Raw genomic sequence first — 23143 nt, forward strand, 5'->3', positions numbered from 1 at the left:
CCAGCCGCGCGGCCGCTCAGGAACCGGCTTCCCCCACCTTCGCCCCGGCCTGTTGTGCCTGGAGCACGATGCCGCCGGCGACACCGACGCCGATGACGTACATCCAGCCCTCGTGGAAGTCGAACAGATGGGAGTTGAACAGCGAGGTGAAGACGTTCTGGACCACGACCAGAAGGCCGACCCAATTGGCCAGCCCGTCGCCGCGAAACAAGCGCAGATGCAGGATCCAGATCGCGTAGAGAACGACGATTCCGATGATGCCCCATTGCACGGCGACATTCAGCGTCTGGTTATGCGGGTTGCCGATCACCTCGGCGGAGGCCTGGTTTTGAGCACCGTGTGTCGCCACGCGCTCGAACAATCCGCGCGTCGAGCCCGTACCGTGCCCCATGACCGGCGCCTCCGCGAAAAAGCCCAGGGACTTGCGCCAGAATTCGAGCCGCAGGCCCATCGAGGTCGGCTCGCCCTTTTCCACATAGCGCGTGTAGTCGCTGGCAAAGGTGTCGGCGGTCTTGCGCAATTGCGGCGAGGCCTGCCAGGCAATAGCGGCGCCGGCGATCAGAGCGGCCGCGATGATTGCGATGCTGCGCCACCTCAAATGAAGCAGCGCGAATACGCCGACCATGATCGGAACGGTGACGAGTGCGGTGCGCGACACCACCACGAAGGCCATGTTGACGAAGAAGCTTAGCGCCAGCGCCGCGAGCAGCCCGGCGAACCAGTAGCGCTTCTGGCGCAGCAGCATCACGATCGGATAGGCAAGCGCCACCGCGCAAAGCGTGAATTCCTGGCTCTGGTCGATGTAGTTCTTGACGAAGATGCCGCGTTCAACGCGGTCGCTCTTCAGCGCGAGGTCCGGGTAGAAGGCGACGATCCACGACATCACCGACAACAGCGCGCAGGACACCAGGAAGGCGATGAACACCCAGTTTCCGCGCCGCGAGCGCTCGAAATGATAGAGCAGGACCGGAAGCACGAGCAGCTTGACGGTCGGATTGACGGCATAGAAACGCGCGCCCCAGGTGGCGTCTGACCACAGCGTTCCCACCAGCGCGAGCAGGACCAGCGCGATCGGCGCAACGCAGATCGGACGCTTGAGCGACTGCACGAACGCGCGGACGTCGAGGAACGGCACCATGCACAGCAGCATCAGGGCGTTGAAGATGCCCGCAAGCGACGTCGACCAGGGCAGCGAGGCCGCGGTGAGGATGGCGAACAGATCGACGGTCTCGCTCCAGGCCGCCGGGCTGCGCAGGCGCCGCCACAGCATCTGGCTCGCCGTCTCGCGGGCAAGTGCCGTCACTTGGCCCCTCCCCGCGCGCGATGCACCAGCGCCGTGGTGCTGAAACCCTGGAGGATGTCGACCAGCACGACCACCCCGCCGGCGGCCTCGACGACCTCATGGCCGACCACCTGCTCGCGGGTGTAGTCGCCGCCCTTCACCAGTGCAGCGGGCTTGATCCGGGTGATCAGGTCGATCGGCGTGTCCTCCTCGAAGATGACGACGAGATCGACCGCTTCGAGCGCGGCCAGCACCTCGGCACGGGCGCGCTCGTCCTGGACCGGACGGTCGGCGCCCTTCAGCCGCCGCACCGAGGCGTCGCTGTTGAGGCCAACGACCAGGCGGTCGCAGGCGCCGCGCGCCGCGGTCAGCACCTTGACGTGGCCGGGATGCAGGATGTCGAAGCAGCCATTGGTGAAACCGACCCGCAAGCCCTGCGTGCGCCATTCCGCGAGCTGCGCGTCGAGCGCCGCCGGCTCGAGCACGATCTTCTCCTCGGCCGCGAGATAGGCGTGCGGCAGGATCTTTCGCCGCAGCTCGGCCGTGCTCACAATGGCGGTGCCCAGCTTGCTGACGGCGACGGAAGCGGCGGCATTGGCCACGCGCAGCGCCGTGTCCCAGTCCGCGCCCGCCGCGAGCGAGACCGCGAGCGCGGCGGCGACGGTGTCACCGGCGCCGGAGACGTCGCGCACCTTCACCGGGACGGCCGGAACGTGAACGGCCGCGCCGTTGCGCGGCACCAGCGTCATGCCGTGCTCGCCTTGCGTGACCAGGATCGCCTCGCAATCGGCGAGCCGCATCACGTCCTCGCTGGCATCGACGATGCTCTGCGGCGTGTCGGCGCGGCTGCGGGTGGCTTCGGCAAATTCCTTGCGATTGGGCGTGAGCAGCGTCGCGCCGCGATAGATCGCCCAGTTCAGGCTCTTGGGATCGACGATCACCGGCTTGCCGAGCTTTCGTGCGGCGTCGATGGTGTGGCGGATCACCCGCGCCGTCAGCACGCCCTTGGCGTAGTCGGACAGCAGCACGATGTCGGCGCGCGCGATCTGCGGCAGGATCGCCTCGATCAGCTTCGCCTCGACCTCGTCGGAAGCAGGCTGCGCCTGCTCCCAATCCGCGCGCAGCATGTGGGTGGAGAAATGCTCGGAGACGAAGCGGACCTTTCGCGTGGTCGGCCGCGACGGATCGCACACCAGCACGCTTTCGATGGCAGCCTGGTCGGCAAGCGCGGCCGCGAGCCGCTTGCCCGCATCGTCCTCGCCGACGAGACCGACGAAGATGCAGCGCGCACCGAGCGAGGCGACATTGCGCGCGACGTTGCCGGCGCCGCCGATATGGATCTCGCTGCGCTGGGCAACGATGACCGGCGTCGGCGCTTCCGGCGAAATCCGCGACACCTCGCCATAGACGAACTCGTCCAGCATGATGTCGCCGATGCAGAGCACCGTGCGGCCTGAGATCGTTTGCGCGAGGGCGTCGAAATCGAGAATGGGCGTCGGCATGATCCTGGAGCCTCAGCGGAAGCGGTCGGGCCGGTCGAGATAATCCCCGACATAGGCCTTCACCGCATCCTCGAGCGTCGTGAAGCCGCCGTTATAGCCGGCGCGGCAGAGGCGATCGACCTCGCTCTGGGTGAAGTATTGATAGCTGTTGCGGATCTGTTCGGGCATGTCGATATATTCGATGTTGGGCCTCGCCCCGAGCGCCGCATAGGCAGCCAGCATCAGATCCTTGAAGCTGCGCGCCTTGCCGGTGCCGACGTTGAACAGCCCGGACACCGAGGGCGTTGCCAGCAGCCACATGATGACGCGCACGACGTCGTCGACATAGATGAAATCGCGACGCTGGTCGCCGTCGGCAATGCCTTCGCGATGCGACTTGAACAATTGCACGACGCGGCCCGCCTTGACGTCGTCGAAGCGCCGCGCCAGCACGCTCATCATCGAGCCCTTGTGGTACTCGTTGGGGCCGAACACGTTGAAGAATTTCAGGCCGGCCCATTGCGGCGGGAGCTTCTCGCCGCGCGCGACCCGTTCGGCCACGGCGAGATCGAACATATGCTTGCTCCAGCCGTAGAGGTTCATCGGCCGGAGTTTCTTCAACGCGGGCAGCGACGCATCGTCGTCAAAGCCTGCCTCGCCGTCGCCATAGGTGGCGGCCGAGGAGGCGTAGATCAGCGGCACCGCATTCGCCGTGCACCAGTCGAGCAGGCGCATGGAGAGGCGGAAATTGGTTTCGAACACGAGGTCGCCGTCGGTCGCGGTGGTCGCGGAAATCGCCCCGAGATGGATCACGGCGTCGAGCCTGCGGCCGTTCAGCCAGTCGGGCAGCTCGGCCGGGGGGGCGATATCCACAAGCTGGCGCTTGGCGAGATTGCGCCACTTGCCGTCGGTGCCGAGGAAATCACAGACGGCGACGTCGCTGCGGCCGGCGTCGTTCAACGCAGCCACGACATTCGACCCGATAAAACCGGCTCCGCCGGTCACCAGCAACATTCCAACTACCCTGCCCGATGTTTGCGGCCCGATCCCTGCCGTAGCGCATCATTTGCCAAAGTGTAAGCATTTTGGGACCAGCGCTCTCCCGGCTTTACCTGCCGGCCCGGAGCGGCTAACCGAACCGCCACATCAGCTCGCCTTCGGTCCTATTAACGAATGAACAGAGATTCGCAACTTAGTGGAAGCGCAGATCGGAGCGACACCCGCCCGATCCTGATCATTCCCTACATGTGGATCGGCGATTTCGTGCGGAATCACACCGTTGTTCGGGTGTTGAAGGAACGCTGGCCGAACCGGCCGGTCGATCTGCTGACCACGTCGCTGTGCGCCCCGCTAGTCGACTACATGCCCGGCGTGCGCGCTGGCGTCCTCTGGGACCTGCCGCGCAGCCGGCTCGCCGTAGGCCGCCAGTTCGGCCTGGCAAAGCTCCTGCGCGAGCGGAACTACGGCACGGCCCTGGTGCTGCCCCGAACCTGGAAAGCGGCCATCGCGCCCGCGCTGGCCGGCATCCCCGAGCGGGTCGGTTTCGTCGGTGAGTTCCGGTTCGGCCTCCTCAACCGCTGGCGCTGGGGCGAAAAAAAACTGCCCCGCTTCATCGACAAGAACGCCGCCCTGGCCCAGCCCGACGGCGCGCCCCTGCCCCCGGAATGGCCGGTGCCGCAATTGCGGGTCCCGGCCGAGGACATCGTCCGTTGGCGGCAGGCCAATGGTCTCAGCGCCGGGGCAGCCGTGGCGCTTGCCCCCGGCTCGGTCGGCGTCTCAAAGCGCTGGACCTACTATCCGGAGGCCGCCCGCTTGCTGGTCGAGCGCGGCCTGGAGGTCTGGGTGGTCGGCGGCCCCGCGGAAAAGGGCCTCGCCCAGGAGATCGTCGCGGCCGGCGGCCCCGGGGTCCGCGACCTCACCGGCACCGATCTGCGCAACGGCGTGCTGGCCATGGCCGCGGCCGGCGTCGCGATCTCCAACGATTCCGGCCTGATGCACATCGCGGCCGCGCTCGGCACGCCCACCATGGGCATCTTCGGCCCGACCAGCCCCTACCTCTGGGCCCCCCTCAACGGCCTTGCCGCGACCGTGGTCCAGGACAAGAGCGTGCTGTCCTGCCAGCCCTGCCAGAGCACCATCTGCAAGATGAACGACCATCGCTGCATGCGCGATATCGCGGCGTCGGAGGTGGTGGCGATCGCGCAAAGGGTGCTGAGTGAGGCGGGCGCGCGCGTTACGACTTGAGGCCATTGGGGCTGCGCCGATGACGACATCCTGCCAGCGTCTTGCCCGACGAGTCAAATCGGCTTCGTAAAATCCGCAGCGCGGCGACCCCGCCGCCAAGCCATTGATTCTGCTGGCACCGACTACTGTGCATGGGGTTGTTTTCGCGGTTTTTGTTTGGGGACGCGACAGCGGCGACTCAGAGCAGCGGCCGATAGACCTCGCCGATCCGCGCCGCTTCGGCATCGAGACTGAACTTTGCGAGCACCCGCGCCCGTCCGCGCTCGCCCATCGCAGTGGCCGCCGTGACGTCCTGCATCAGCGGCTCGAGCGCCGCTGCGAGCGCATCGGCATCTCCCGTCGGGATCAGCACGCCCGTCACGCCATCCTCCACCACGAGCTCGGCCGCACCGGCGCGCGCGGCGACCAGCGCGCTGCCGGCCGCCATCGCCTCGATCAGCGTGAGGCCAAAGCCCTCGTTGCGCGAGGTGAAGGCGTAGATCGTCAGCCGCTGATACCAGCGCTGCACCGCTTCGATCGGCAGCTCGCCGGTGATGACGATGCGCGACTGAAGGTTGGCTGCCTCGATGCGCTTCCTCAGTTCGTTCGCGAAGGGCGTCTGCTCGGGCGTGACCTGACCGACGATGACGGCGGTGAAATCCGGATAGCGCGGCAGCAGCCGGCACATCGCATCGACGAACACGTCCGTGCCCTTCTGCGCGCGCACCCGGCCGAAGCAGCCGATCGCGTAGCGGCCCGGCAGCGCGGCTTCCGCGAAGGCAGCAGTGCGATCGGTCGGCGGCGCATAGACGTCGGTGTCGACGCCATGCGGGATCACGGTGGCCTTCACCTTCAGGAACGAGGCCGAGATGTCCGACGTCGCGATGATCGCGTCCATCCGCCGGATCAGCCATCGCGTGATCCAGCTGTGGTGCCGCTGCGCCGCCGAGGTGAAGACGAGTTTCAACGGCCAGCCGAGCGCGCGCAGCACGACGCCGGCGATCATCTCGTTGTTGCGGCGCGCATGCCAGATCAGCGGCGTCTTGCGGCGCCATAGCTTGAGGAAATCGGCACCGCTCAGGCGCGCGATCCCCTCCGGCGCGTCGGAGCCGAACCACGCCGCGCGATACAGTCTTGCCAGCCGCGGCGCCACCATCCGGTTGGTCGCGGTGACCCCGGAATAGCGCCTGTGCAGATTTGGCACGATCACTTGCAGATCGTCCGGGGGATTCGCCACGTCACGCTCCGTTTAGCGGACCCCCTATACGCAACATTAAGCATAGTGACCAGTTCAGCCGCGCCGAAACCCCCTCTTCACCGCGCAAACGTTAACTTGGCGCGTTGCTCGAAGACGGGTGAGATCAATGACTGTTCTAGTCACCGGCGGCGCCGGCTATATCGGAAGTCACACGGTCCTGGCGCTGGCGGAAGCCGGCGAGGACGTCGTCGTGATCGACGATCTCTCCACCGGTTTCTCCGCCTATCTGCCGGAGGGCGTGCCGCTGTTCATTGGCGACGCCGGCGACGAGAACCTGCTCGAGGGTGTGATCGCCCAGCACAACATCGAGAGCATCATCCATTTCGCGGGCTCGGTGGTCGTGCCGGATTCGATGCGCGATCCGCTCGGCTACTACCGCAACAACTTCATGACCGCGCGCAACCTGCTCAACGTCGCGGTCAAGCGCGGCATTGGCCGTTTCATCTTCTCCTCGACCGCAGCGGTCTACGGCGATCCTGACCAGGTGCCGGTGCCCGAGCACGCGCCGACGCGGCCGCTGTCGCCCTACGGCTCGTCCAAGCTGATGACCGAGATCATGCTGCACGACGTCGCCGCCGCCTACGGCATGCAGTACGTGACCTTGCGTTATTTCAACGTCGCGGGCGCCGATCCGCAGGCCCGCATCGGCCTTGCCACCGTCGGTGCCACGCATCTGCTCAAGATCGCAGTCGAGGCCGCGACCGGCCAGCGCGCCAAGATCGACGTGTTCGGCACCGACTATCCGACCCCGGACGGCAGCTGCATCCGCGACTTCATCCACGTCACGGACCTGTCGCAGGCGCACCGCTCGGCGCTGGCTTACCTGCGCAATGGCGGCGCCTCGACGACGCTGAATTGCGGCTATGGCCGCGGCTATTCGGTGCTGGAGACCATCGACGCGGTGCGCCGGGTTTCGGGCCGCAGCTTCGCCGTGCAATACGCTCCGCGCCGGCCCGGCGACATCATGACCATGGTCGCCGACACCAGCCGCATCCGCGGCCTGCTCGACTGGAAGCCGCAATATGACGACCTCGAGACCATCGCAGCCCATGCGCTGGCCTGGGAGGACAAGCTGTACCGCGAGCGCCACGGCGAGCTCCGCCACGCCGTCTCGGCCTAGATTCCATCCGGACGCAAGCCCTTAATTGGGCTTGAAAAACCCCGCTTTAGCGGGCACAGAGGCCCTTCGATCCCTGACGCGCGGGCAGGCTTTGTCCTGCGCCGTCAATGGACTACGGATGGCCCAGTTTCCAAAGAAAATCACCGACGATCCCTATACGGCCGCGGTCCTGATTCGCCGCCTGGTCACGGAACAGGGGATCGTCTATTGGCGGCGTTACCTTACCGCCTTCGCGCTGATGGCGCTTGCCGCCGGATCGACCGCGGGCGCGACCTACGTGCTCGGCCAGGTCATCAACCAGGCCTATGTCGACAAGAACATCCCGGGCATCGCGATGTTCTCGGGCATCACGGTGATCCTGCTGTTCATCAAGGGCGTGGCGACCTACGGCCACATGGTGATCCTGACCAAGATCTCCAACGCGATCCTCGCCACCAACCAGCGCCAGCTGTTCGCCAAGCTGATGCGCGAGAGCATCGGTTTCTTCTCCGAGCGGCATTCGTCCGAATTCCTGGCGCGGCTGACGGCCGGCGCCAAATCCATCACCGACGTGCTCAACATGCTGGTCAACGCCATCGGGCGCGACTTGCTAATGCTGCTCGCCATGATCGGCGTGATGGTGTGGCAGGACCCGCTGATGTCGTTCATCGGCCTCGTTGCGGTGCCGCCGGCGATGCTGGTGCTGCGCAAGCTGGTCAAGCGCATCAAGGGCCTCGCCTTCAACCAGTTCACCGGCACCGCCGACATCATGGAGACGATGCAGGAATCGCTGCAAGGCATCCGCACCGTCAAGGCCTTCACGCTCGAAGAGACCATGCAGAAGCGCATCGACGAGAACATCGCGATCGTCGAGCGCAACGCCAACAAGATGGCCCGCGTCGCTAACCGCTCCAATCCGCTGATGGAGATGCTCGGCGGCTTCGCGGTCGCCGGCTGTCTCCTTTACGGCGGCTACAGCGTAGTCGCGCTCAACGCCACGCCCGGCGCGTTCTTCTCCTTCATGACCGCCTTCCTGATGGCGACCGAGCCGGCCAAGCGGCTGGCGCGGCTCAACATCGACCTCAACAGCCAGCTCGTCGGCGCGCGCATGCTGCTGGAGGTCGTCGACAGCCCGGCGAGCGAGCATTCCGACGACGACAAGCCGGCGCTGAAGCTGTCGGACGCGCGGATCGAGCTGCGCGACGTCAGCTTTTCTTATCGCGCTGGCGAGACCGTCCTCAACCGCATGAACTTCACCGCCGAGCCCGGCAAGGTCACCGCGCTGGTCGGCCCCTCCGGCGGCGGCAAGTCGACCGTGCTGGGGCTGCTGTTGCGCTTCTACGAGGTGACGCAGGGCGACATCGTCATCGACGGCCAGTCGATCGGCGCGGTCTCGCGCAAGTCGCTGCGGGCTCAGACCGCCTATGTCGGCCAGGACGTCTATCTGTTCCGCGACACCATCCGCAACAACATCGCCTTCGGCAAGCCGGGCGCGACCGAAGACCAGATCATCGACGCCGCGAAAGCGGCCTGCGCGCATGATTTCATCATGAGCTTCCCGCTCGGCTACGACACGCCGGTCGGCGAGCACGGCACGCAGCTTTCGGGCGGTCAGCGCCAGCGCATCGCGGTCGCGCGCGCGCTGGTCAAGAACGCACCGATCATCCTGCTGGACGAAGCCACCGCCGCGCTCGACTCCGAGTCCGAGAAGCAGGTGCAGGAAGCGATCGAGCATCTCTGCCGGAACCGCACCACCATCGTGATCGCGCACCGCCTGCACACCATCATGCACGCAGATAGCATCCTGGTGGTCGAGGGCGGCGAGATCGTCGAACAGGGCCGGCACGACGAGCTGCTGCGCCGCTCGGGCCGCTACGCCTCGTTCTTCCGCCTGCAACATCACGACGCCGGCACTCTGGCGCCGATCAGCGCAACCGCATAGAGTTCCCTTTACCCCAAGAGCAGCGAGACCGCTTCATGAACGCCGCCTCCTACGTCATCCCGCTTCCGCCCCAGGCTTCGCTTCCCGTCGTCGGTGAAAGCGGCCGCTATCCGGTGCGCCGCATCTGGTGCGTCGGCCGCAACTATCTCGAGCACATCCGCGAGATGGGCAATGACGAGCGCGCGCCGCCGTTCTTCTTCGCCAAGCACGCCGACATGCTGGTGCCCGATGGCGCCACCATCCCCTATCCGCCGCTAACCAAGGACCTGCATCACGAGGTCGAACTGATCGTCGCGATGAAGAGCGGCGGGCTGAACATTCCCGCCGACAAGGCGCTCGACCATGTCTACGGCTACGCCGTCGGCATCGACCTCACCCGCCGCGACCTCCAGATCGCCTCGCGCAAGAAGGAGCGTCCGTGGGAGATCGGCAAGTCGTTCGACTATTCCGCGCCCTGCTCCGCCGTGCAGCCGGCCGCGAAGATCGGCCATCCCGCCAAGGGCAAGATCTGGCTCACGGTCAACGGCAAGGAGGCGCAGAAGGGCGACCTCACCGAGCTGATCTGGAACGTGCCTGAAATCATCTGGCAGCTCTCGCAGCAGGTGAAGCTCGCCGCCGGCGACATCATCATGACGGGCACGCCGGCCGGCGTGTCGCAGCTCCAGCCCGGCGACAAGCTCGAATGCGGCGTCGACGGCGTCGGCACCCTGAAGGTTGCGATCGGTCAGCCGGAATAGGCTGCACGACATCTCGAAATCGAAAGGCCCCGGACATGTCCGGGGCCTTTTCTGTTCGGATCGCATCTACCGGGCCTTCACCGGCCGATTGGCGTGGCTCACCTGCGGCACACCGCGATTGAGCGACATGTGGGAATGCACGCACAGCCAGCCGTCGGCGGTTTTGGAGAACACCATCGTCGCCCGGCCCGGACGCGGAAACGCGCTGCCGTCGGGATGATAGCCCGTGCTCGTCCACGGCGCGATCACGGTTGCCATCGCTCCGTCGGGGGATGCCAGAACCGAGGTCTGCTCGAGCACGAAACGGAAGTCGGCCGTCTTCGGCCAGACGTTGTCCCATTGCGTTGAGACCCATTGGTCGAGGCCCGGGATGACATCGTTGTGCGTGCCGAAAGCAAGCACCTCGGGATGAAACAGCGGCCTCGCCGAAGCGTAGTCGACCTCACGGACATAGCCCGCGAAGGTTTCCAGCCACTTGCGGAAGAATTGCACTATCTCGGTGTTCGCGGTCGGCAAGGGGACCATTCGCACCTCGGTTTACCGCAACGCCGACATCACGATCAGACCGAGGATCAGCGCCGTCAGCGAGTATTTCAGCGTGTAGTAGACGTTGCGGTTCCACTCCTTGACCTTGCGGCTGGCGAGATGGATCTCGTAAAGCTTGCCGAACACCTTGTTGAGCACGCCGACGCTTTCGCCGTCGACGTTCTGGGTCGCCGATGCCTTGACGATGTGATGGCTGACCCAGCGGTTGATCGCGGTCATGAAGCCGAACTTCATCGGGCGCTCGACGTCGCAGAACAGGATGATGCGATTGACGTCGGTCGCGTTCTCCGCGCTGTGGATGAAGGTCTCGTCGAACATGAAGGCCTCGCCGTCACGCCAGACGCATTCGACGCCGTCGACCAGGATGCGGCACTTGTTCGAGTTCGGCGTGACGAGGCCGAGGTGATAGCGCAGCGAGCCGGCAAAGGGATCGCGGTGCGCGCCCAGCCTGCCGCCGGGCGGCAGCATCGCGAACATCGCGCCGTGCACGCTCGGAATCGAATTGAGCAGCTCCACCGTCTTCGGGCACAGCGTGCGCGCCGACGGCAGGAAGTCGTCGTACCATTTCAGGTAAAACCGCTTCCAGCCGCTCTTGAAAAACGAGTAGAAACCCCAGTCGTTGTTCTTGGCGGCTGCGCGGATGAAGCCTTCGTCGAACAGGCGCACGGCCTCGTCGCGGATGGTCTCCCAATTCTCGCTGAGCGGCTCGAGTTCGGGAAACTGCTCGACCGGGATCACCGGCTTGTTCGGCACCGCCGAGCCCGCATACATCAGCACATTGTAGGGGGCGAGATAGGTCGAGTGATCGCCAAGCTGGCGCGCGAAGCGCAGCCGTTGCTTGCCGCGGAAGTGAACGTAGATTGTCGATGCCGCGAGTACATACAGAATGACGAGTTGCGGCGCAAAAAGCTGTTTCAGCATTTCCCCAGTTCCCGAGTGACCCAGCCGGGGACGTGATCTACTCCGAGCCGGCCCGAGCGGCAAGATATTCGCCGGTAGGTTGCAATCACGCTGGGGAGAGCGGGGGTACGGAACCTGGGGCTGAAACCGGCCGAAACGAGCCGAATTACGCCCGCGCCAGTGCCTGGAGACCCTTGAAGGTCAGGCGCTTGGGGTCGGTTACGCCGGCGAGATAGAGCCGGCGGATGAACGCGATGACGGCGTCGCGGTCGCAATCGGTCAGCGCGACGACGGCGTCGACCGCGATCTTCTGGGCTTCCATTGGGCTCACCTCGGCCTTGCGAGTAACCCCGGCCGAGACAGGCTAGGACTCATCCGTTAAATCCGCGTTAACCGTCAGGGCAGCATCGCCGATTCAGCGCGGCAGCCGTATACGCAAAACAACGCATTGCCGGGCGCGCAGCGGCTCAGCGCGCATTGATGCTCTTCTTCAGCAGCGCGAACTGCTTCTTCAGCCGAGGCACGGCAAAGTCGGTGAACGCCCGCACCTTGGGCACCGAGAGCCGCCCCTGCGGGCAGATCAAATGCGCGGGCATCTCCGGATCCTGGTCGGCGGCCAGTACGATCTCGAGCTCGCCGCGCGCGACCTGCTCGGCGACCTGGTACGAATACATCCGCGCGACGCCGCGCCCGGCGACCGCGGACGCCACGGCCGCATAGGTGCTGTTGACGACGAGCCGCGGCGTGAATTGAACCGTGCGGGCTGCCGACGAGCCCGCCTGTGGCGCGAAGGTCCAGGAATTGGGCAGATGCGCCATCGCCACGATCTGATGCTTGGCGAGATCGCCGAGCTCGGTGATGCGTGGATGCTGCTTCAGATAGCGGGGAGCAGCCACCACGACACGGCTGATCTCGCCGATCCGCATCGCCACCATCGCCGAATCCGCGAGATGGCCAATGCGAAGCGCGATGTCGACGCCCTCCTCGATCAGGTTGACCGCGCGGTCGAACAGCAGGAGCTTTGCCGACACGGTCGGATAGGCGTCGAGAAACGCATCGAGGATCGGCCGCAGCACCATCTCCCCCGAGACCACCGGCGCCGTGATCGTGAGCAGGCCACGAGGCGCCGCGCGCGGTCCGGCCGCGATGTCGTCGGCCTCCTCCAGCTCGGTGAGCACGCGGCGGCAGATCGCGACATAGCGCTCGCCTTCCTCGCTCAACTTGATCGACCGCGTCGTCCGGTGCAGCAGCTCGGCGCCGACCCGCTCCTCCAGGAAGGCGATGGCGCGGCTGACCGCCGCCGGCGAGCGGCCGAGCTTGCGCCCGGCGGCGGCGAGGCTGCCCTCGTCCACCGCAAGGACGAACACCTTCATCGCATCCAGACGATCCATACGCTTCCCGCCGCACCATCAAATTCCGGTGACAAGCTAGGCGTTCGCCCGCGCCGCGACAACCGCCGCCGCGGCCGATCCGGCATTCGTTCGCGCCGCGTAACAGTGTCTGCCGGACAACGTGTATTCGCAGCCGGGCCGCCGCGGCGTACCTCAGCGCGCAGGCCAGCAGCCGCTGGCACAGGTTCTGAAACCCAACAACAGGAGTCCGTCATGGGTATCGAGCAGAAGGTCGCCATCATCACCGGTGCATCGCAGGGCATCGGCGCCGCCCTGGTCCAGGGTTTTCGCGATCGCAATTATCGCGTCGTCGCAACGGCGCGCTCCATCAAGCCGTCGGGCGACGACGACGTCCTCGCCGTTCCCGGCGACATCGCCGACCGGGCCACCGCCGAGCGCGTGGTTTCGCAAGCCGTCGCCCGCTTCGGCCGCGTCGACACGCTGGTCAACAATGCCGGCATCTTCGTCGCAAAGCCGTTCACGCAGTACACCGCCGAGGACTATGCGGCGGTGATGGGCACCAACGTCGCGGGCTTCTTCAACATCACGCAGCTCGCCATCGCCGAGATGGAGAAGCAGGGTTCTGGCCATATCGTGCAGATCACGACGACCCTGGTCGATCACGCCAATTCGAACGTGCCCTCGGTGCTGGCTTCGCTGAGCAAGGGCGGCCTCAACGCCGCGACCAAGTCGCTCGCGATCGAATACGCAAAGCGCGGCATCCGCGTGAACGCAGTGGCGCCCGGCGTCATCAGGTCGCCGATGCATCCGGTTTCGACGCATGCCGAGCTCAGCGCGCTGCATCCGGTCGGCCACATGGGCGAGATGTCCGACATCGTCGATGCCGTGCTCTATCTCGAGGGTGCGTCCTTCGTCACCGGTGAGATCCTGCATGTCGACGGCGGCCAGAGCGCCGGCCACTGAGCGCGAGAGGAGAGACACCATGCCCATCGTCACCATTCAAGTGACCCGCGAGGGAACGACGCCGGGCGCGGCGTCACTCACGGCGGAAGAGAAGGCCGCGCTGATCAAGGGATCGAGCCAGCTCCTGCTCGACGTGCTCGGCAAGCCGCTCGATTCCACCTTCGTCGTGATCGAGGAAGTCGACACCGACAATTGGGGCTGGGGCGGCCTGCCCGTGCCGGAATTCCGGCGTCGCCGCGCCGCCCAGACAGGATGATTCGCGCGCGATCGAGCGCGCAGGAGGATGACATGACCAACGCAGATACGAAGCAGCACGTTGAGACCCGGCCGCATCAGCGGCCGGGATCGGAATCACGGCAGATTTGGCGATATGCGGTGGCGGGCTTGTCCGCCTCGCTGGTCGGACTTGGCCTCGCCCGCTTCTCCTACACGCCTCTGATCCCGGCGCTGATCGCGGCAAAGTGGTTCAGCGCGTCGGATGTCGTCTATCTCGGCGCGGCGAATCTTGCCGGTTACCTTGCGGGCGCACTCGCGGCCCGGGCCGTCGCCACCCGCGTCGGCGCGGTCGGCGCGTTGCGTGCGATGATGCTGCTCGCAACGCTCTCTTTCTTTGCCAGCTCCGCCCCGGTGTCGTTCTCCTGGTTCTTCGCCTGGCGCTTCCTGTCGGGTCTCACCGGCGGCGTCATCATGGTGCTGGCGGCGTCCGTCATCCTGCCGCACATTTCTGCCGCGAGGCGCGGCATCGTCGGCGGCGTGATCTTCGCGGGTGTCGGCCTTGGCGTCGCCGCGTCGGGCACGCTGGTGCCGCTGCTGCTGCAACAAGGCCTGCAGCAGAGCTGGTATGGTCTTGGCGCCCTCTCCGCCCTGCTCACCCTCGCAAGCTGGTGGAACTGGCCTGCGGAAACGAAGGCTAGTGCTGCGCCTTTGCATCACGCGAAGCACCACCATGCATCGACGGCGGCCCGCGCGCTGCTGGTCCAATACGGCCTCAACGCGGTGGCGCTGGTGCCGCACATGGTGTTCATCGTCGATTTCGTGGCGCGCGGGCTCGGCCAGGGCATTGCCGCGGGATCGCGCTACTGGGTGCTGTATGGTCTCGGCGCGATCGTCGGCCCGCTCGTCACCGGCCATCTTGGCGACCGGTCAGGCTTCGGTCCGGCGCTGCGCGCAGCCTTCCTGATCGAGGCGGCGGCCGTGCTGCTGCCGACCGTCAGCACCGCGCCGGTTTCGCTGATCGTGTCGAGCGTCGTGGTCGGCGGCTTCACGCCCGGCATCGTGCCGCTGGTGCTCGGACGAATCCACGAGCTGGTCCCGCACGCAACCGAGCAGCAGCGCGCGACATGGAGCCATGCCACCACCAGCTTTGCGCTGTTCCAGGCGGCCGCGGCTTACGGCTTCTCCTGGATCTATGCGCAGACCGGGGGCGACTATCTCGTGCTGTTCGGTTTAGGCGGCGGCGCAGCGGTCCTGGCGCTCGCGATTGATCTCGGCCTCGCACTGATCGTCCCGCGCAGATCCTGAGCGCGATGACGGCAGGCGAGCGGTGCTACCCGGCACCGGGCTTTGTCATGATTTGAGCAAGCGATCGCAGCAGCTCGGTTTGCTTCAGGACCAACTCACATTGCTGTCGCGCATGCGTGCTCGACAGCTCAACCAACTCCGCCAGGGTTCTCGCACGGCCCAACTCCCGCGCATACTCCAAGGTCGCGCCCGCATTGACTTTCATCAGTTCGAGCACGACGACGCGACACTCAGCCGCCGTTCCAATTGCCTCGATGAGGTGGCCTTCTCCGGCGGCGATTCCATTGGCCTCCGATACCACATCGGCCAGCCGTGGCTTGGCGAGGTCCCTGGCATAATCCAGCGCAGCGTGAGCACCAGTCTTCATGCCGTCCAAAGCACGCGCCTGACAATCCTTGGCGATGTCCACGATGAGATCAATGGTGGTAGTGCCCGGAGGTTCAGGTCTTGCAGCGATGACGCCGGCCGCTTCTTGTACCGGAACAATCATCGGAGCGGGCACAGCTTGCGCGATCTGCGGCGCATCTTGCAGGACGGCGGAGACCGAGCCCGGCGGCATCGCCAAGCCCTCGTCGACGGCGCGGCTCACTTCGGCCGCCAGCTCCACCAGCGAGCGACGCCCGGCGCGTGCAACGTCAGCAGGCTGTCTTGAGCGCGGCTTGCCCATGATCATTCGACTCCACGATAAGGCGCTCCGAGATCCAACCCCACAGGGCCGCAATTTCCTCCGAGGCTTTTCCCTCCGGCGCGTACTCGGTTACGCCCAGCCCTGCCCCGAGCGCATCCTGGTGGTCGTTGCGCTGCCCAATGAAGGGGAGCGCAAGCAAGCCGAGCGAGTTGAGCGACGTGGCAGCTTCGCTCAACCGCCCCCCCCGTGTGGGCGCCTGATTGAGGATGAAGGCAAACCGGCGATCGAGCCTGCGGGTAGCGATCAGCGTTGGTATTGCGGCTTCGATATCGGCCGGGCTCGGACGAGCCGGGATGAGACAAAGATCGGCACTGGCAATGGCGCGCGTCGCCAAGGCATTGTTCGTGGCAGCTGTGTCGATGATTGCGAGCCAAACCCCTTCGGCCTTGAGGCGGGATATCACCGGCTCGATTTCGCTGGGATCGGTGACGCAATCGACGCGAGGATAGGGCTTCTCACGGCGCCCTTTCCATCTCGAGATCGTACCTTGCGCATCCGCCTCAATGAGAGCGACGCGCTCGCCGCGCTGCATCGCTGCCACCGCCAGCCCAACGGACAGCGTACTCTTGCCGCTTCCGCCTTTCTGCGTGACCAGAGCAAGGATGTACATGTTCCGCGTTCTCCTCAGGACGGCAACAACGTGGAACTCAGACACCGCCGGAAATAAACTTCTTGCAGCGCAAAAATTCTACCCCAAGTCGCGATTCGTCTCAAGCGATCGCGAGCCTCTCCCGGTAATTTACGTAGCAAGATCAGGAGTATTGCATCACACCGTCGTCGATCCGGCCGAAGCGCAAGGAGACGATGTCGAGGGCATAGTTCTGGTACAGCCGCCACGGCTGCTTCGAGCCCTGCTTCGGCATCTTGGCGACCGAGCGCTGCACGTAACCCGAGGTGAAATCGAGCGACGGCTGCGCGGTGATCGTCGGATCGTCATTGTGCGGCATGCACTGGCGGAAATTGTGCCGGTCCATGTAGTTGATGAGCCGGCAGACATATTCGCAGGTAAGATCGCATTTCAGCGTCCAGGACGCGTTGGTGTAGCCGAAAGCCGACGCCATGTTGGGCACGTCGGCATACATCATGCCCTTGTAAGTCAGCGTATTGGCGAAATCGACAGCGCGGCCGTCGACGCTGATCTCGAGACCGCCGACGACCTGGAGCACCAGCCCCGTCGCGGTGACGATGATATCGGCCGCGAGCTCCCGGCCGTCCTTCAGGCGGATCCCGTCGCGGGTAAAATTGTCGATCTCGCTCGTGACGACGGAAGCCCGCTGCTCGCGGATCGCCTTGAACAGGTCGCCATCCGGCACGAGGCACAGCCGCTGGTCCCAGGGATTGTAGCGCGGCGTGAAATGGGTCGCGACGTCGTAGTCCGGGCCGAGCGCCATCTGCACGCCTTTGAGAATGAGGTCCTTCACCTTCGCGGGCCTGCGCCGGCTGAGCTGGAAGAAGAACATCCCCCACATCACGTTGCGCCAGCGGATCAGATGATAGGCAAGCCGCGCCGGCAGGTTGCGGCGCAATTTGTTGGCGACGGGGTCCTGCGCCGGACGCGACACCACATAGGTCGGCGAGCGCTGGAGCATGGTGACCTGCGCCGCCTTCTTGGCGAGCTCCGGCACCAGCGTCACCGCGGTCGCGCCCGAGCCGATCACGACGACGCGCTTGCCGGCGTAGTCGATGTCCTCGGTCCATTTCTGCGGATGCACGATGCGGCCGGCGAAATCCGCCGCGCCCTTGAACTCCGGCGTATAGCCCGCCTCGTATTTGTAATAGCCCGAGCACATGAACAGGAAATTGCAGGTGAAGCGCACGACCTCGGTCGCGTCCTCGCCCGTGATGCGCTCGGCCTCCACGGTCCAGCGCGCATCCGACGTCGACCACGCCGCACGCTTGACGCGATGGCGGAAGCGGATGTGCTTCGCGATGCCGTTCTCGGCCGCGGTTTCGCGCACATAGTTCAGGATCTGCGGCCCGTCGGCGATCGCCTTCGGATCAGTCCAAGGCTTGAACGAATAGCCGAGCGTGAACATGTCGCTGTCCGAACGGATGCCGGGATAGCGGAACAGATCCCAGGTGCCGCCGATGCAGTCGCGGCCCTCGAGAATGACGTAGCTCTTGCCCGGGCACTTCGCCTGAAGATGATAGCCCGCGCCGATGCCGGACAGGCCGGCACCGACGATCAGCACGTCGACATGTTCTTTGGCTTCGGCCATCGCGTTTCTCCCTCCACACAGGATGGGCGGCGCCGCGCCGAATTGCAACCGTCAGGTCGCTGCGGCGACTACGCAGGCCGTATCGAAATACTCGTAGAATTCGATCGCCTTGCCGTCCTTGAAGCGCCAGAAATCGAGCTTGGGCGTTTCGGCGAGTTTTCCGGTCCGCTTGTTGATCCAGGCGCAGGAGCCTCGCGCGACGACCGCGTCGCCCTGCGCCACGTATTCATTTATCGTGTAATGCTGCATGCTCCACTCGGACAGCAGCGTGTCGAAATAATCGCGGAGCTTCACGCTGTCGTGGTATTCCGTGGCAAATGCCAGCGGCTCGACGCCGCGCGGGATCGAGGCAAAGTTGATCTTCGGAGCAACGACGACGTCGAACCAATGGTCGACGCTACCTCCCTTGCTCTCGTTCCACCGGTGATAGGCGTCCTGCAAGATCTTGACGTTAGCGGCCTCGTTGGACATCGCACTTCCTCCACAATGCTTTCGGTGTCAGACAATATGTGCCGGGCAATGGGCCGCCCGCTGCGAAGGTGGCAGGCTTTTTCTGGCTCTACCTGAGAGCGTATCAGACGGGTGGGCAACAAAAAAGCCCCGGATCGCTCCGGGGCTTTGATGTTTCGATGAGGTCGGATCAGTAGCGGTAGTGATCGCTCTTGTACGGGCCTTCCTGCTTCACGCCGATATAGTCGGCCTGGTCCTTGCGCAGCTCGGTGAGCTTGACGCCGATCTTGGCGAGGTGCAGGCGCGCGACCTTCTCGTCGAGGGTCTTCGGCAGCACGTAGACTTCCTTCTTGTACTTGCCGTCCTTGTTGTTGGCGAACAGCTCGATCTGCGCCAGCGTCTGGTTGGTGAAGGACGCCGACATCACGAAGGACGGATGACCCATCGCGTTGCCGAGGTTCACGAGGCGCCCCTCCGACAGCATGATGATGCGGTGCTTGTCGGGGAATTCGATCTCGTCGACCTGCGGCTTGATGTTGGTCCACTTCAGGTTACGCAGACCCGCGATCTGGATCTCGTTGTCGAAGTGGCCGATGTTGCAGACGATGGCGCGATCCTTCATCGCGCGCATGTGCTCGATGGTGATGATGTCCTTGTTGCCGGTCGCGGTGACGAAGATGTCGGCGCGCGGGGCGGCGTCCTCCATGGTCACGACCTCGTAGCCTTCCATCGCGGCCTGGAGCGCGCAGATCGGATCGACTTCGGAGACCATCACGCGGCAGCCGGCCTGGCGCAGCGAGGCGGCCGAGCCCTTGCCGACGTCGCCGAAGCCCGCGACCATCGCGACCTTGCCCGACATCATCACGTCGGTGCCGCGGCGGATGCCGTCGACCAGCGATTCACGGCAGCCATAGAGGTTGTCGAACTTGGACTTGGTGACGCTGTCGTTGACGTTGATCGCCGGCCACAGCAGCGTGCCGGCCTTCTGCATGTCATAGAGACGATGCACGCCCGTGGTGGTCTCTTCGGAAACGCCCTTGATGCTCTTGGCGATCTCGGCGAAGTAGCCCTTCGGCTTTTCCTTGAGCTGCTTCTTCAGAAGCGCGAAGAAGACTTCCTCTTCCTCGGAGCCGGGCTTGTCGAGGAAGGCGGTGTCGCCGTTCTCGGCACGCAGACCGAGATGGACGTACATGGTGGCATCACCGCCGTCATCGAGGATCATGTTCGGATGACCGCCGCCGTGCCAGTCGAACAGCTTGGCGGTGTAGTCCCAGTATTCGGTCAGCGTCTCGCCCTTGACGGCGAAGACGGGAATGCCAGCGGCCGCGATCGCGGCGGCAGCGTGGTCCTGCGTCGAATAGATGTTGCAGGAGACCCAGCGAATGTCGGCGCCGAGTGCTGCCAGCGTCTCGATCAGCACCCCGGTCTGGATCGTCATGTGCAGCGAGCCGGCGATGCGCGCGCCCTTCAGCGGCTGCTTCGGGCCGAACTCCTCGCGGGTGGCCATCAGGCCGGGCATCTCGGTCTCGGCGAGCGAGAGTTCCTTGCGGCCGAAATCGGCGAGCGAAATGTCCTTGACGATGTAATCGGTGAAGCCGGGCTTCGCGTTCATAGGGGGTTCCTGTTTGTTTGACTCGTCATTCCGGGGCGCTCGCGAAAAGAGCGAACCCGGAATCCGGAGGATCGAGATTCCGGGTTCGCCGCTGTCGCGGCGCCCCGGAATGACGCAAGTGAACTAGAGCGCGCGCTTCAGCTGCTCGACGAGATCGGTCTTCTCCCAGGAGAAGCCGCCCTCGTTGTCGGGCGTGCGGCCGAAATGGCCGTAGGCCGAGGTGCGCGCGTAGATCGGGCGGTTGAGGTCGAGATGGCTGCGGATGCCGCGGGGCGTGAGATCCATCGCCTGCGCCGCCGCCTTCTCGAGCTGTTCCTCCGGCACTTTGCCGGTGCCGTGGGTGTCGATGTAGATCGACAGCGGCCGCGCCACGCCGATGGCATAGGCAAGCTGCAGCGTGCAGCGGTCGGCGAGACCGGCGGCAACGATGTTCTTGGCGACGTAGCGCGCGGCGTAGGCCGCAGAACGGTCGACCTTGGTCGGATCCTTGCCGGAGAACGCACCGCCGCCATGCGGGGCCGCGCCACCATAGGTGTCGACGATGATCTTGCGGCCGGTCAGGCCGGCGTCGCCGTCGGGACCGCCGATGTAGAACTTGCCGGTCGGGTTGATGTGCCAGATCGTCTTCGGCGTGATCCAGTCCTTCGGCAGCGCCTCGCGCACATAGGGCTCGACGATGTCGCGCACCTGGCTGGAGGTGAGGTCCGGCACCAGATGCTGGTGGGAGACCACGATCTCGCGCACGCCGACCGGCTTGCCGTTCTCGTACTGCACGGTGACCTGGCTCTTGGAATCCGGGCCCAGTACCTTCTCGCGGCCGGAGTGGCGCGCTTCGGAGATGAGGCGCAGGATCTTGTGGGCGTAGAAGATCGGCGCCGGCATCAAGTCAGGCGTCTCGTTGGTGGCGTAACCGAACATGATGCCCTGGTCGCCCGCGCCTTCTTCCTTGACCTCACCCGGCTGAAGCGCATCGACGCCCTGGGCGATGTCGGCCGACTGCGGATGCAGCAGAATCTCGATGTCGCAGGTCTTCCAGTGGAAACCTTCCTGCTCGTAGCCGATGTCCTTGATCGCGGCGCGCACGACGCCCTCGATCTGCTCGTTGGTGACGGACTTCGGGCCGCGGGTCTCGCCGGCGATCACGACCTTGTTGGTAGTCGCGAGCGTTTCGCAGGCGGCGCGGATTTGCCATGGGTCGATGCCGGCTTTCGGCCCCTCGCGGTAGAACAGATCGACGATTTCATCGGAGATCCGGTCGCAGACCTTGTCCGGATGGCCCTCGGACACGGACTCGCTGGTGAAGAGATAGGACGCGCGCATCAAGAAACCCCTTGTTCCGCCACTGCACGGCGGTTCGTTTGCGATGTTTACCTTTGGATTATGTCAATCACGCCGGCGCGAGATGACGTAGGATTCGTCAAGAAACCAGAGCCCGTTGTACTTTCTCAGCACGTCCCTGGCGGCATCCAGAGTGCGGCCGTTTTGAGTCATTTCTGCCAACCGGTCGTCCTCGATCTGAGCGACATACACCGCCGCATTCCACGCTGCAAAGGCCGTCGAGGTTCCGATAGTACCCGTCACCTCGTTGGGCAGCGCTTCCATATCATACCTGAAGATCGAGCGGTTGTCCGCGTAGGCATTAAAATTTAGGTCGCGGCCCAACGATCCGAGCTCGTACTTAACTGCGCGCAATAGCTCATGACGACTGACCGCGAAAGGATTTTCTCCGGGCCAGATTGCCTGGATCATTTCCATGCCCGGATCGTGACCATGGGAGTGAATACCGATCAGGCGCCCCCCCGGCCGCAATGCCCGCGCCAGAGGCGCAATGATCCGCTTTGCCCGGAAATTGACCGAGGACAGCGCACGGTATGGCTGGGATGCAATAACGAGGTCGAAATTGGCCTCGGTCTGGCCCGGCCGCGGAATGGTCGAATCCAGCAGGAACCGGTGATCCTCACGATAGAGCACCAGGACGACGGGCCGCTCGTAGAGCGGCATGGCCGTGCGCGGGCTGATCGCGGCGCGCCAGTTCTGCTCCAGGAACGGCCGCAGCTCTGCGATCTGCTGCTCGAACTCGCCCGACGAGGCGCCACGTAGCGGAACCTCGTGCCAGACGGTGGCGGCCGCCGCTGCGGGCGATGCCGGCGTGAGCCAGGGCGCCTCCGAATAGAACATGTTGGTGAAGACGAACACCGACGCAGGATGCTCGAAAATGCGATCCGGCACCTTCTCCAGCGTCAGGCGCAGGTCCTCGAGACTGAGCTCCTTGCCGGCGACATAGAACGGCATGTGCGGAAAGCGCTGGTGCGTCGCGCGCAGCACCCGCGCCAGCACCGTGCCGTCGCCGACGCCGGCGTCGAACAGGCGCAGCGCCGGCGGGCGCGGGTGGATGGCGGCCAGTTCCAGCGCAACCCGGTCCGCGATCACCCGCTTTTCGCTACAGGTGTGGACGAACAGCAAATATTTCTGCCGGTTCTCGAAGAAACGGAAATTACCACGCGGATCGCGCTTTTCCGGGGGCACCTGAAGGCCTCGTGGCGGCGGCACGCCGCCGGCCATCGACGCCGCCATATAGGCCTGGATCCGTTCCAGCGTGTCGATGGTGATGCGCTTTCCCTCGCGCAGGCGATGCACCAGCTTCCCATCGTTCACCGCGCGCCGGCCAAACGTCGATTCCGCCATATCCGCCTTGCGGCAGAACTCGGTGATCTGGCTCAGGATTTCGTCGTTTTTCATGAGTGGGAAGGTGGTGGGCAGCGATGTTGGGTCCCATCTCTTAGCAAAGTCTGCCCACCGGGGGAATACCCTCGCTTGCTTCACCCCAGGTCCAACGACGGGAGCGTGAACCCCGGCGCACCGCCGGGCAA

Annotated in this window: 22 protein-coding genes; 7 read left to right on the top strand and 15 right to left on the bottom strand. The window is 65.0% G+C overall.

All coding sequences use genetic code 11. The annotated features are described in order from the left end of the window. Positions 1–16: 16 nt before the first annotated feature. Genes BJA_RS30005 through rfaD form a run of 3 tightly spaced genes read right to left on the bottom strand, consistent with a single transcriptional unit; the run spans position 17 to position 3777 of the window. Positions 17–1303 (bottom strand): O-antigen ligase family protein, encoded by a 1287-nt coding sequence (locus tag BJA_RS30005; RefSeq protein WP_011088667.1) that lies wholly within the window; start codon positions 1301–1303, stop codon positions 17–19. Continuing rightward, positions 1300–2784, bottom strand: a complete 1485-nt coding sequence (gene rfaE1, locus BJA_RS30010) for a D-glycero-beta-D-manno-heptose-7-phosphate kinase (protein WP_011088668.1) — start codon at positions 2782–2784, stop codon at positions 1300–1302. Before rfaE1 ends, BJA_RS30005 begins: the two co-directional genes overlap by 4 nt. Before the next feature lie 12 nt (positions 2785–2796). Next, a complete protein-coding gene (gene rfaD, locus BJA_RS30015; RefSeq protein ID WP_011088669.1) occupies positions 2797–3777 on the bottom strand; it encodes an ADP-glyceromanno-heptose 6-epimerase in 981 nt (326 codons plus the stop codon). A 159-nt stretch (positions 3778–3936) separates the two neighbouring features. On the opposite strand from rfaD, the gene waaF reads away from it, so the two are divergent. Next, positions 3937–5007: a lipopolysaccharide heptosyltransferase II gene (gene waaF, locus BJA_RS30020; protein WP_011088670.1), complete on the top strand. Its 1071-nt coding sequence runs from the start codon at positions 3937–3939 to the stop codon at positions 5005–5007. A 178-nt stretch (positions 5008–5185) separates the two neighbouring features. On the opposite strand, the gene BJA_RS30025 is transcribed toward waaF, so the two are convergent. Then, complete coding sequence (locus BJA_RS30025) at positions 5186–6223, bottom strand: glycosyltransferase family 4 protein (RefSeq protein WP_011088671.1); 1038 nt, start codon at positions 6221–6223, stop codon at positions 5186–5188. Positions 6224–6350: 127 nt separating this feature from the next. On the opposite strand from BJA_RS30025, the gene galE reads away from it, so the two are divergent. The 3 genes from galE (at position 6351) to BJA_RS30040 (ending at position 10022) form a co-directional block, all read left to right on the top strand. Next, a complete protein-coding gene (gene galE, locus BJA_RS30030; RefSeq protein ID WP_028173210.1) occupies positions 6351–7364 on the top strand; it encodes a UDP-glucose 4-epimerase GalE in 1014 nt (337 codons plus the stop codon). A gap of 118 nt (positions 7365–7482) precedes the next feature. Beyond that, positions 7483–9285, top strand: coding sequence for an ABC transporter ATP-binding protein (locus BJA_RS30035; protein WP_011088673.1), 1803 nt, complete (start codon positions 7483–7485; stop codon positions 9283–9285). Positions 9286–9320: 35 nt separating this feature from the next. Beyond that, positions 9321–10022, top strand: coding sequence for a fumarylacetoacetate hydrolase family protein (locus tag BJA_RS30040; RefSeq protein ID WP_011088674.1), 702 nt, complete (start codon positions 9321–9323; stop codon positions 10020–10022). A gap of 66 nt (positions 10023–10088) precedes the next feature. Here BJA_RS30040 and BJA_RS30045 read toward each other — a convergent pair whose 3' ends face one another. The 4 genes from BJA_RS30045 to BJA_RS30055 all read right to left on the bottom strand — a co-directional run bounded on the left by BJA_RS30045 (position 10089) and on the right by BJA_RS30055 (position 12859). Beyond that, positions 10089–10547: a YybH family protein gene (locus tag BJA_RS30045; RefSeq protein ID WP_038967034.1), complete on the bottom strand. Its 459-nt coding sequence runs from the start codon at positions 10545–10547 to the stop codon at positions 10089–10091. Between the two features lie 12 nt (positions 10548–10559). Next, positions 10560–11489, bottom strand: coding sequence for an aspartyl/asparaginyl beta-hydroxylase domain-containing protein (locus BJA_RS30050; protein WP_011088676.1), 930 nt, complete (start codon positions 11487–11489; stop codon positions 10560–10562). 145 nt (positions 11490–11634) lie between these two features. Further along, the gene (locus tag BJA_RS42435) at positions 11635–11790 is read right to left on the bottom strand and encodes a hypothetical protein (protein WP_165448167.1); all 156 of its coding nucleotides are present in this window, start codon (positions 11788–11790) and stop codon (positions 11635–11637) included. Between the two features lie 145 nt (positions 11791–11935). After that, positions 11936–12859, bottom strand: coding sequence for a LysR family transcriptional regulator (locus BJA_RS30055; protein WP_011088677.1), 924 nt, complete (start codon positions 12857–12859; stop codon positions 11936–11938). Between the two features lie 213 nt (positions 12860–13072). Between BJA_RS30055 and BJA_RS30060 the strand changes: the two genes are divergently transcribed. The 3 genes from BJA_RS30060 to BJA_RS30070 are packed head-to-tail and all read left to right on the top strand — an operon-like array spanning position 13073 to position 15304. Continuing rightward, on the top strand, positions 13073–13783 hold the full coding sequence (locus BJA_RS30060) for an SDR family NAD(P)-dependent oxidoreductase (RefSeq protein WP_011088678.1): 711 nt from the start codon (positions 13073–13075) through the stop codon (positions 13781–13783). A 19-nt stretch (positions 13784–13802) separates the two neighbouring features. After that, on the top strand, positions 13803–14039 hold the full coding sequence (locus BJA_RS30065; RefSeq protein WP_028173203.1) for a tautomerase family protein: 237 nt from the start codon (positions 13803–13805) through the stop codon (positions 14037–14039). Between the two features lie 32 nt (positions 14040–14071). After that, entirely contained in the window at positions 14072–15304 is a 1233-nt protein-coding gene (locus tag BJA_RS30070; RefSeq protein WP_038967043.1) for a YbfB/YjiJ family MFS transporter, read from the top strand. A gap of 25 nt (positions 15305–15329) precedes the next feature. Here the strand turns inward: BJA_RS30070 and BJA_RS30075 are convergent, their stop codons facing one another. The 7 genes from BJA_RS30075 to BJA_RS30105 all read right to left on the bottom strand — a co-directional run bounded on the left by BJA_RS30075 (position 15330) and on the right by BJA_RS30105 (position 23012). After that, positions 15330–15971, bottom strand: coding sequence for a phasin family protein (locus BJA_RS30075; protein WP_162494130.1), 642 nt, complete (start codon positions 15969–15971; stop codon positions 15330–15332). After that, complete coding sequence (locus tag BJA_RS30080) at positions 15940–16602, bottom strand: AAA family ATPase (protein WP_011088682.1); 663 nt, start codon at positions 16600–16602, stop codon at positions 15940–15942. The genes BJA_RS30075 and BJA_RS30080 overlap by 32 nt, the downstream gene beginning before the upstream one ends. A 142-nt stretch (positions 16603–16744) precedes the next feature. Next, a complete protein-coding gene (locus tag BJA_RS30085; protein ID WP_011088683.1) occupies positions 16745–18211 on the bottom strand; it encodes a flavin-containing monooxygenase in 1467 nt (488 codons plus the stop codon). 51 nt (positions 18212–18262) lie between these two features. Then, entirely contained in the window at positions 18263–18682 is a 420-nt protein-coding gene (locus BJA_RS30090) for a nuclear transport factor 2 family protein (protein ID WP_011088684.1), read from the bottom strand. A gap of 169 nt (positions 18683–18851) precedes the next feature. Beyond that, a complete protein-coding gene (gene ahcY / locus BJA_RS30095) occupies positions 18852–20273 on the bottom strand; it encodes an adenosylhomocysteinase (protein ID WP_011088685.1) in 1422 nt (473 codons plus the stop codon). Between the two features lie 123 nt (positions 20274–20396). Beyond that, positions 20397–21593 carry a methionine adenosyltransferase gene (metK, locus tag BJA_RS30100; RefSeq protein ID WP_011088686.1) on the bottom strand — a complete coding sequence of 399 codons (1197 nt, stop codon included), beginning with the start codon at positions 21591–21593 and terminating at the stop codon, positions 20397–20399. Positions 21594–21656: 63 nt separating this feature from the next. After that, complete coding sequence (locus BJA_RS30105) at positions 21657–23012, bottom strand: hypothetical protein (protein WP_028173200.1); 1356 nt, start codon at positions 23010–23012, stop codon at positions 21657–21659. Positions 23013–23143 lie beyond the last annotated feature (131 nt).

Source organism: Bradyrhizobium diazoefficiens USDA 110 (assembly GCF_000011365.1).
GTDB lineage: Bacteria > Pseudomonadota > Alphaproteobacteria > Rhizobiales > Xanthobacteraceae > Bradyrhizobium > Bradyrhizobium diazoefficiens.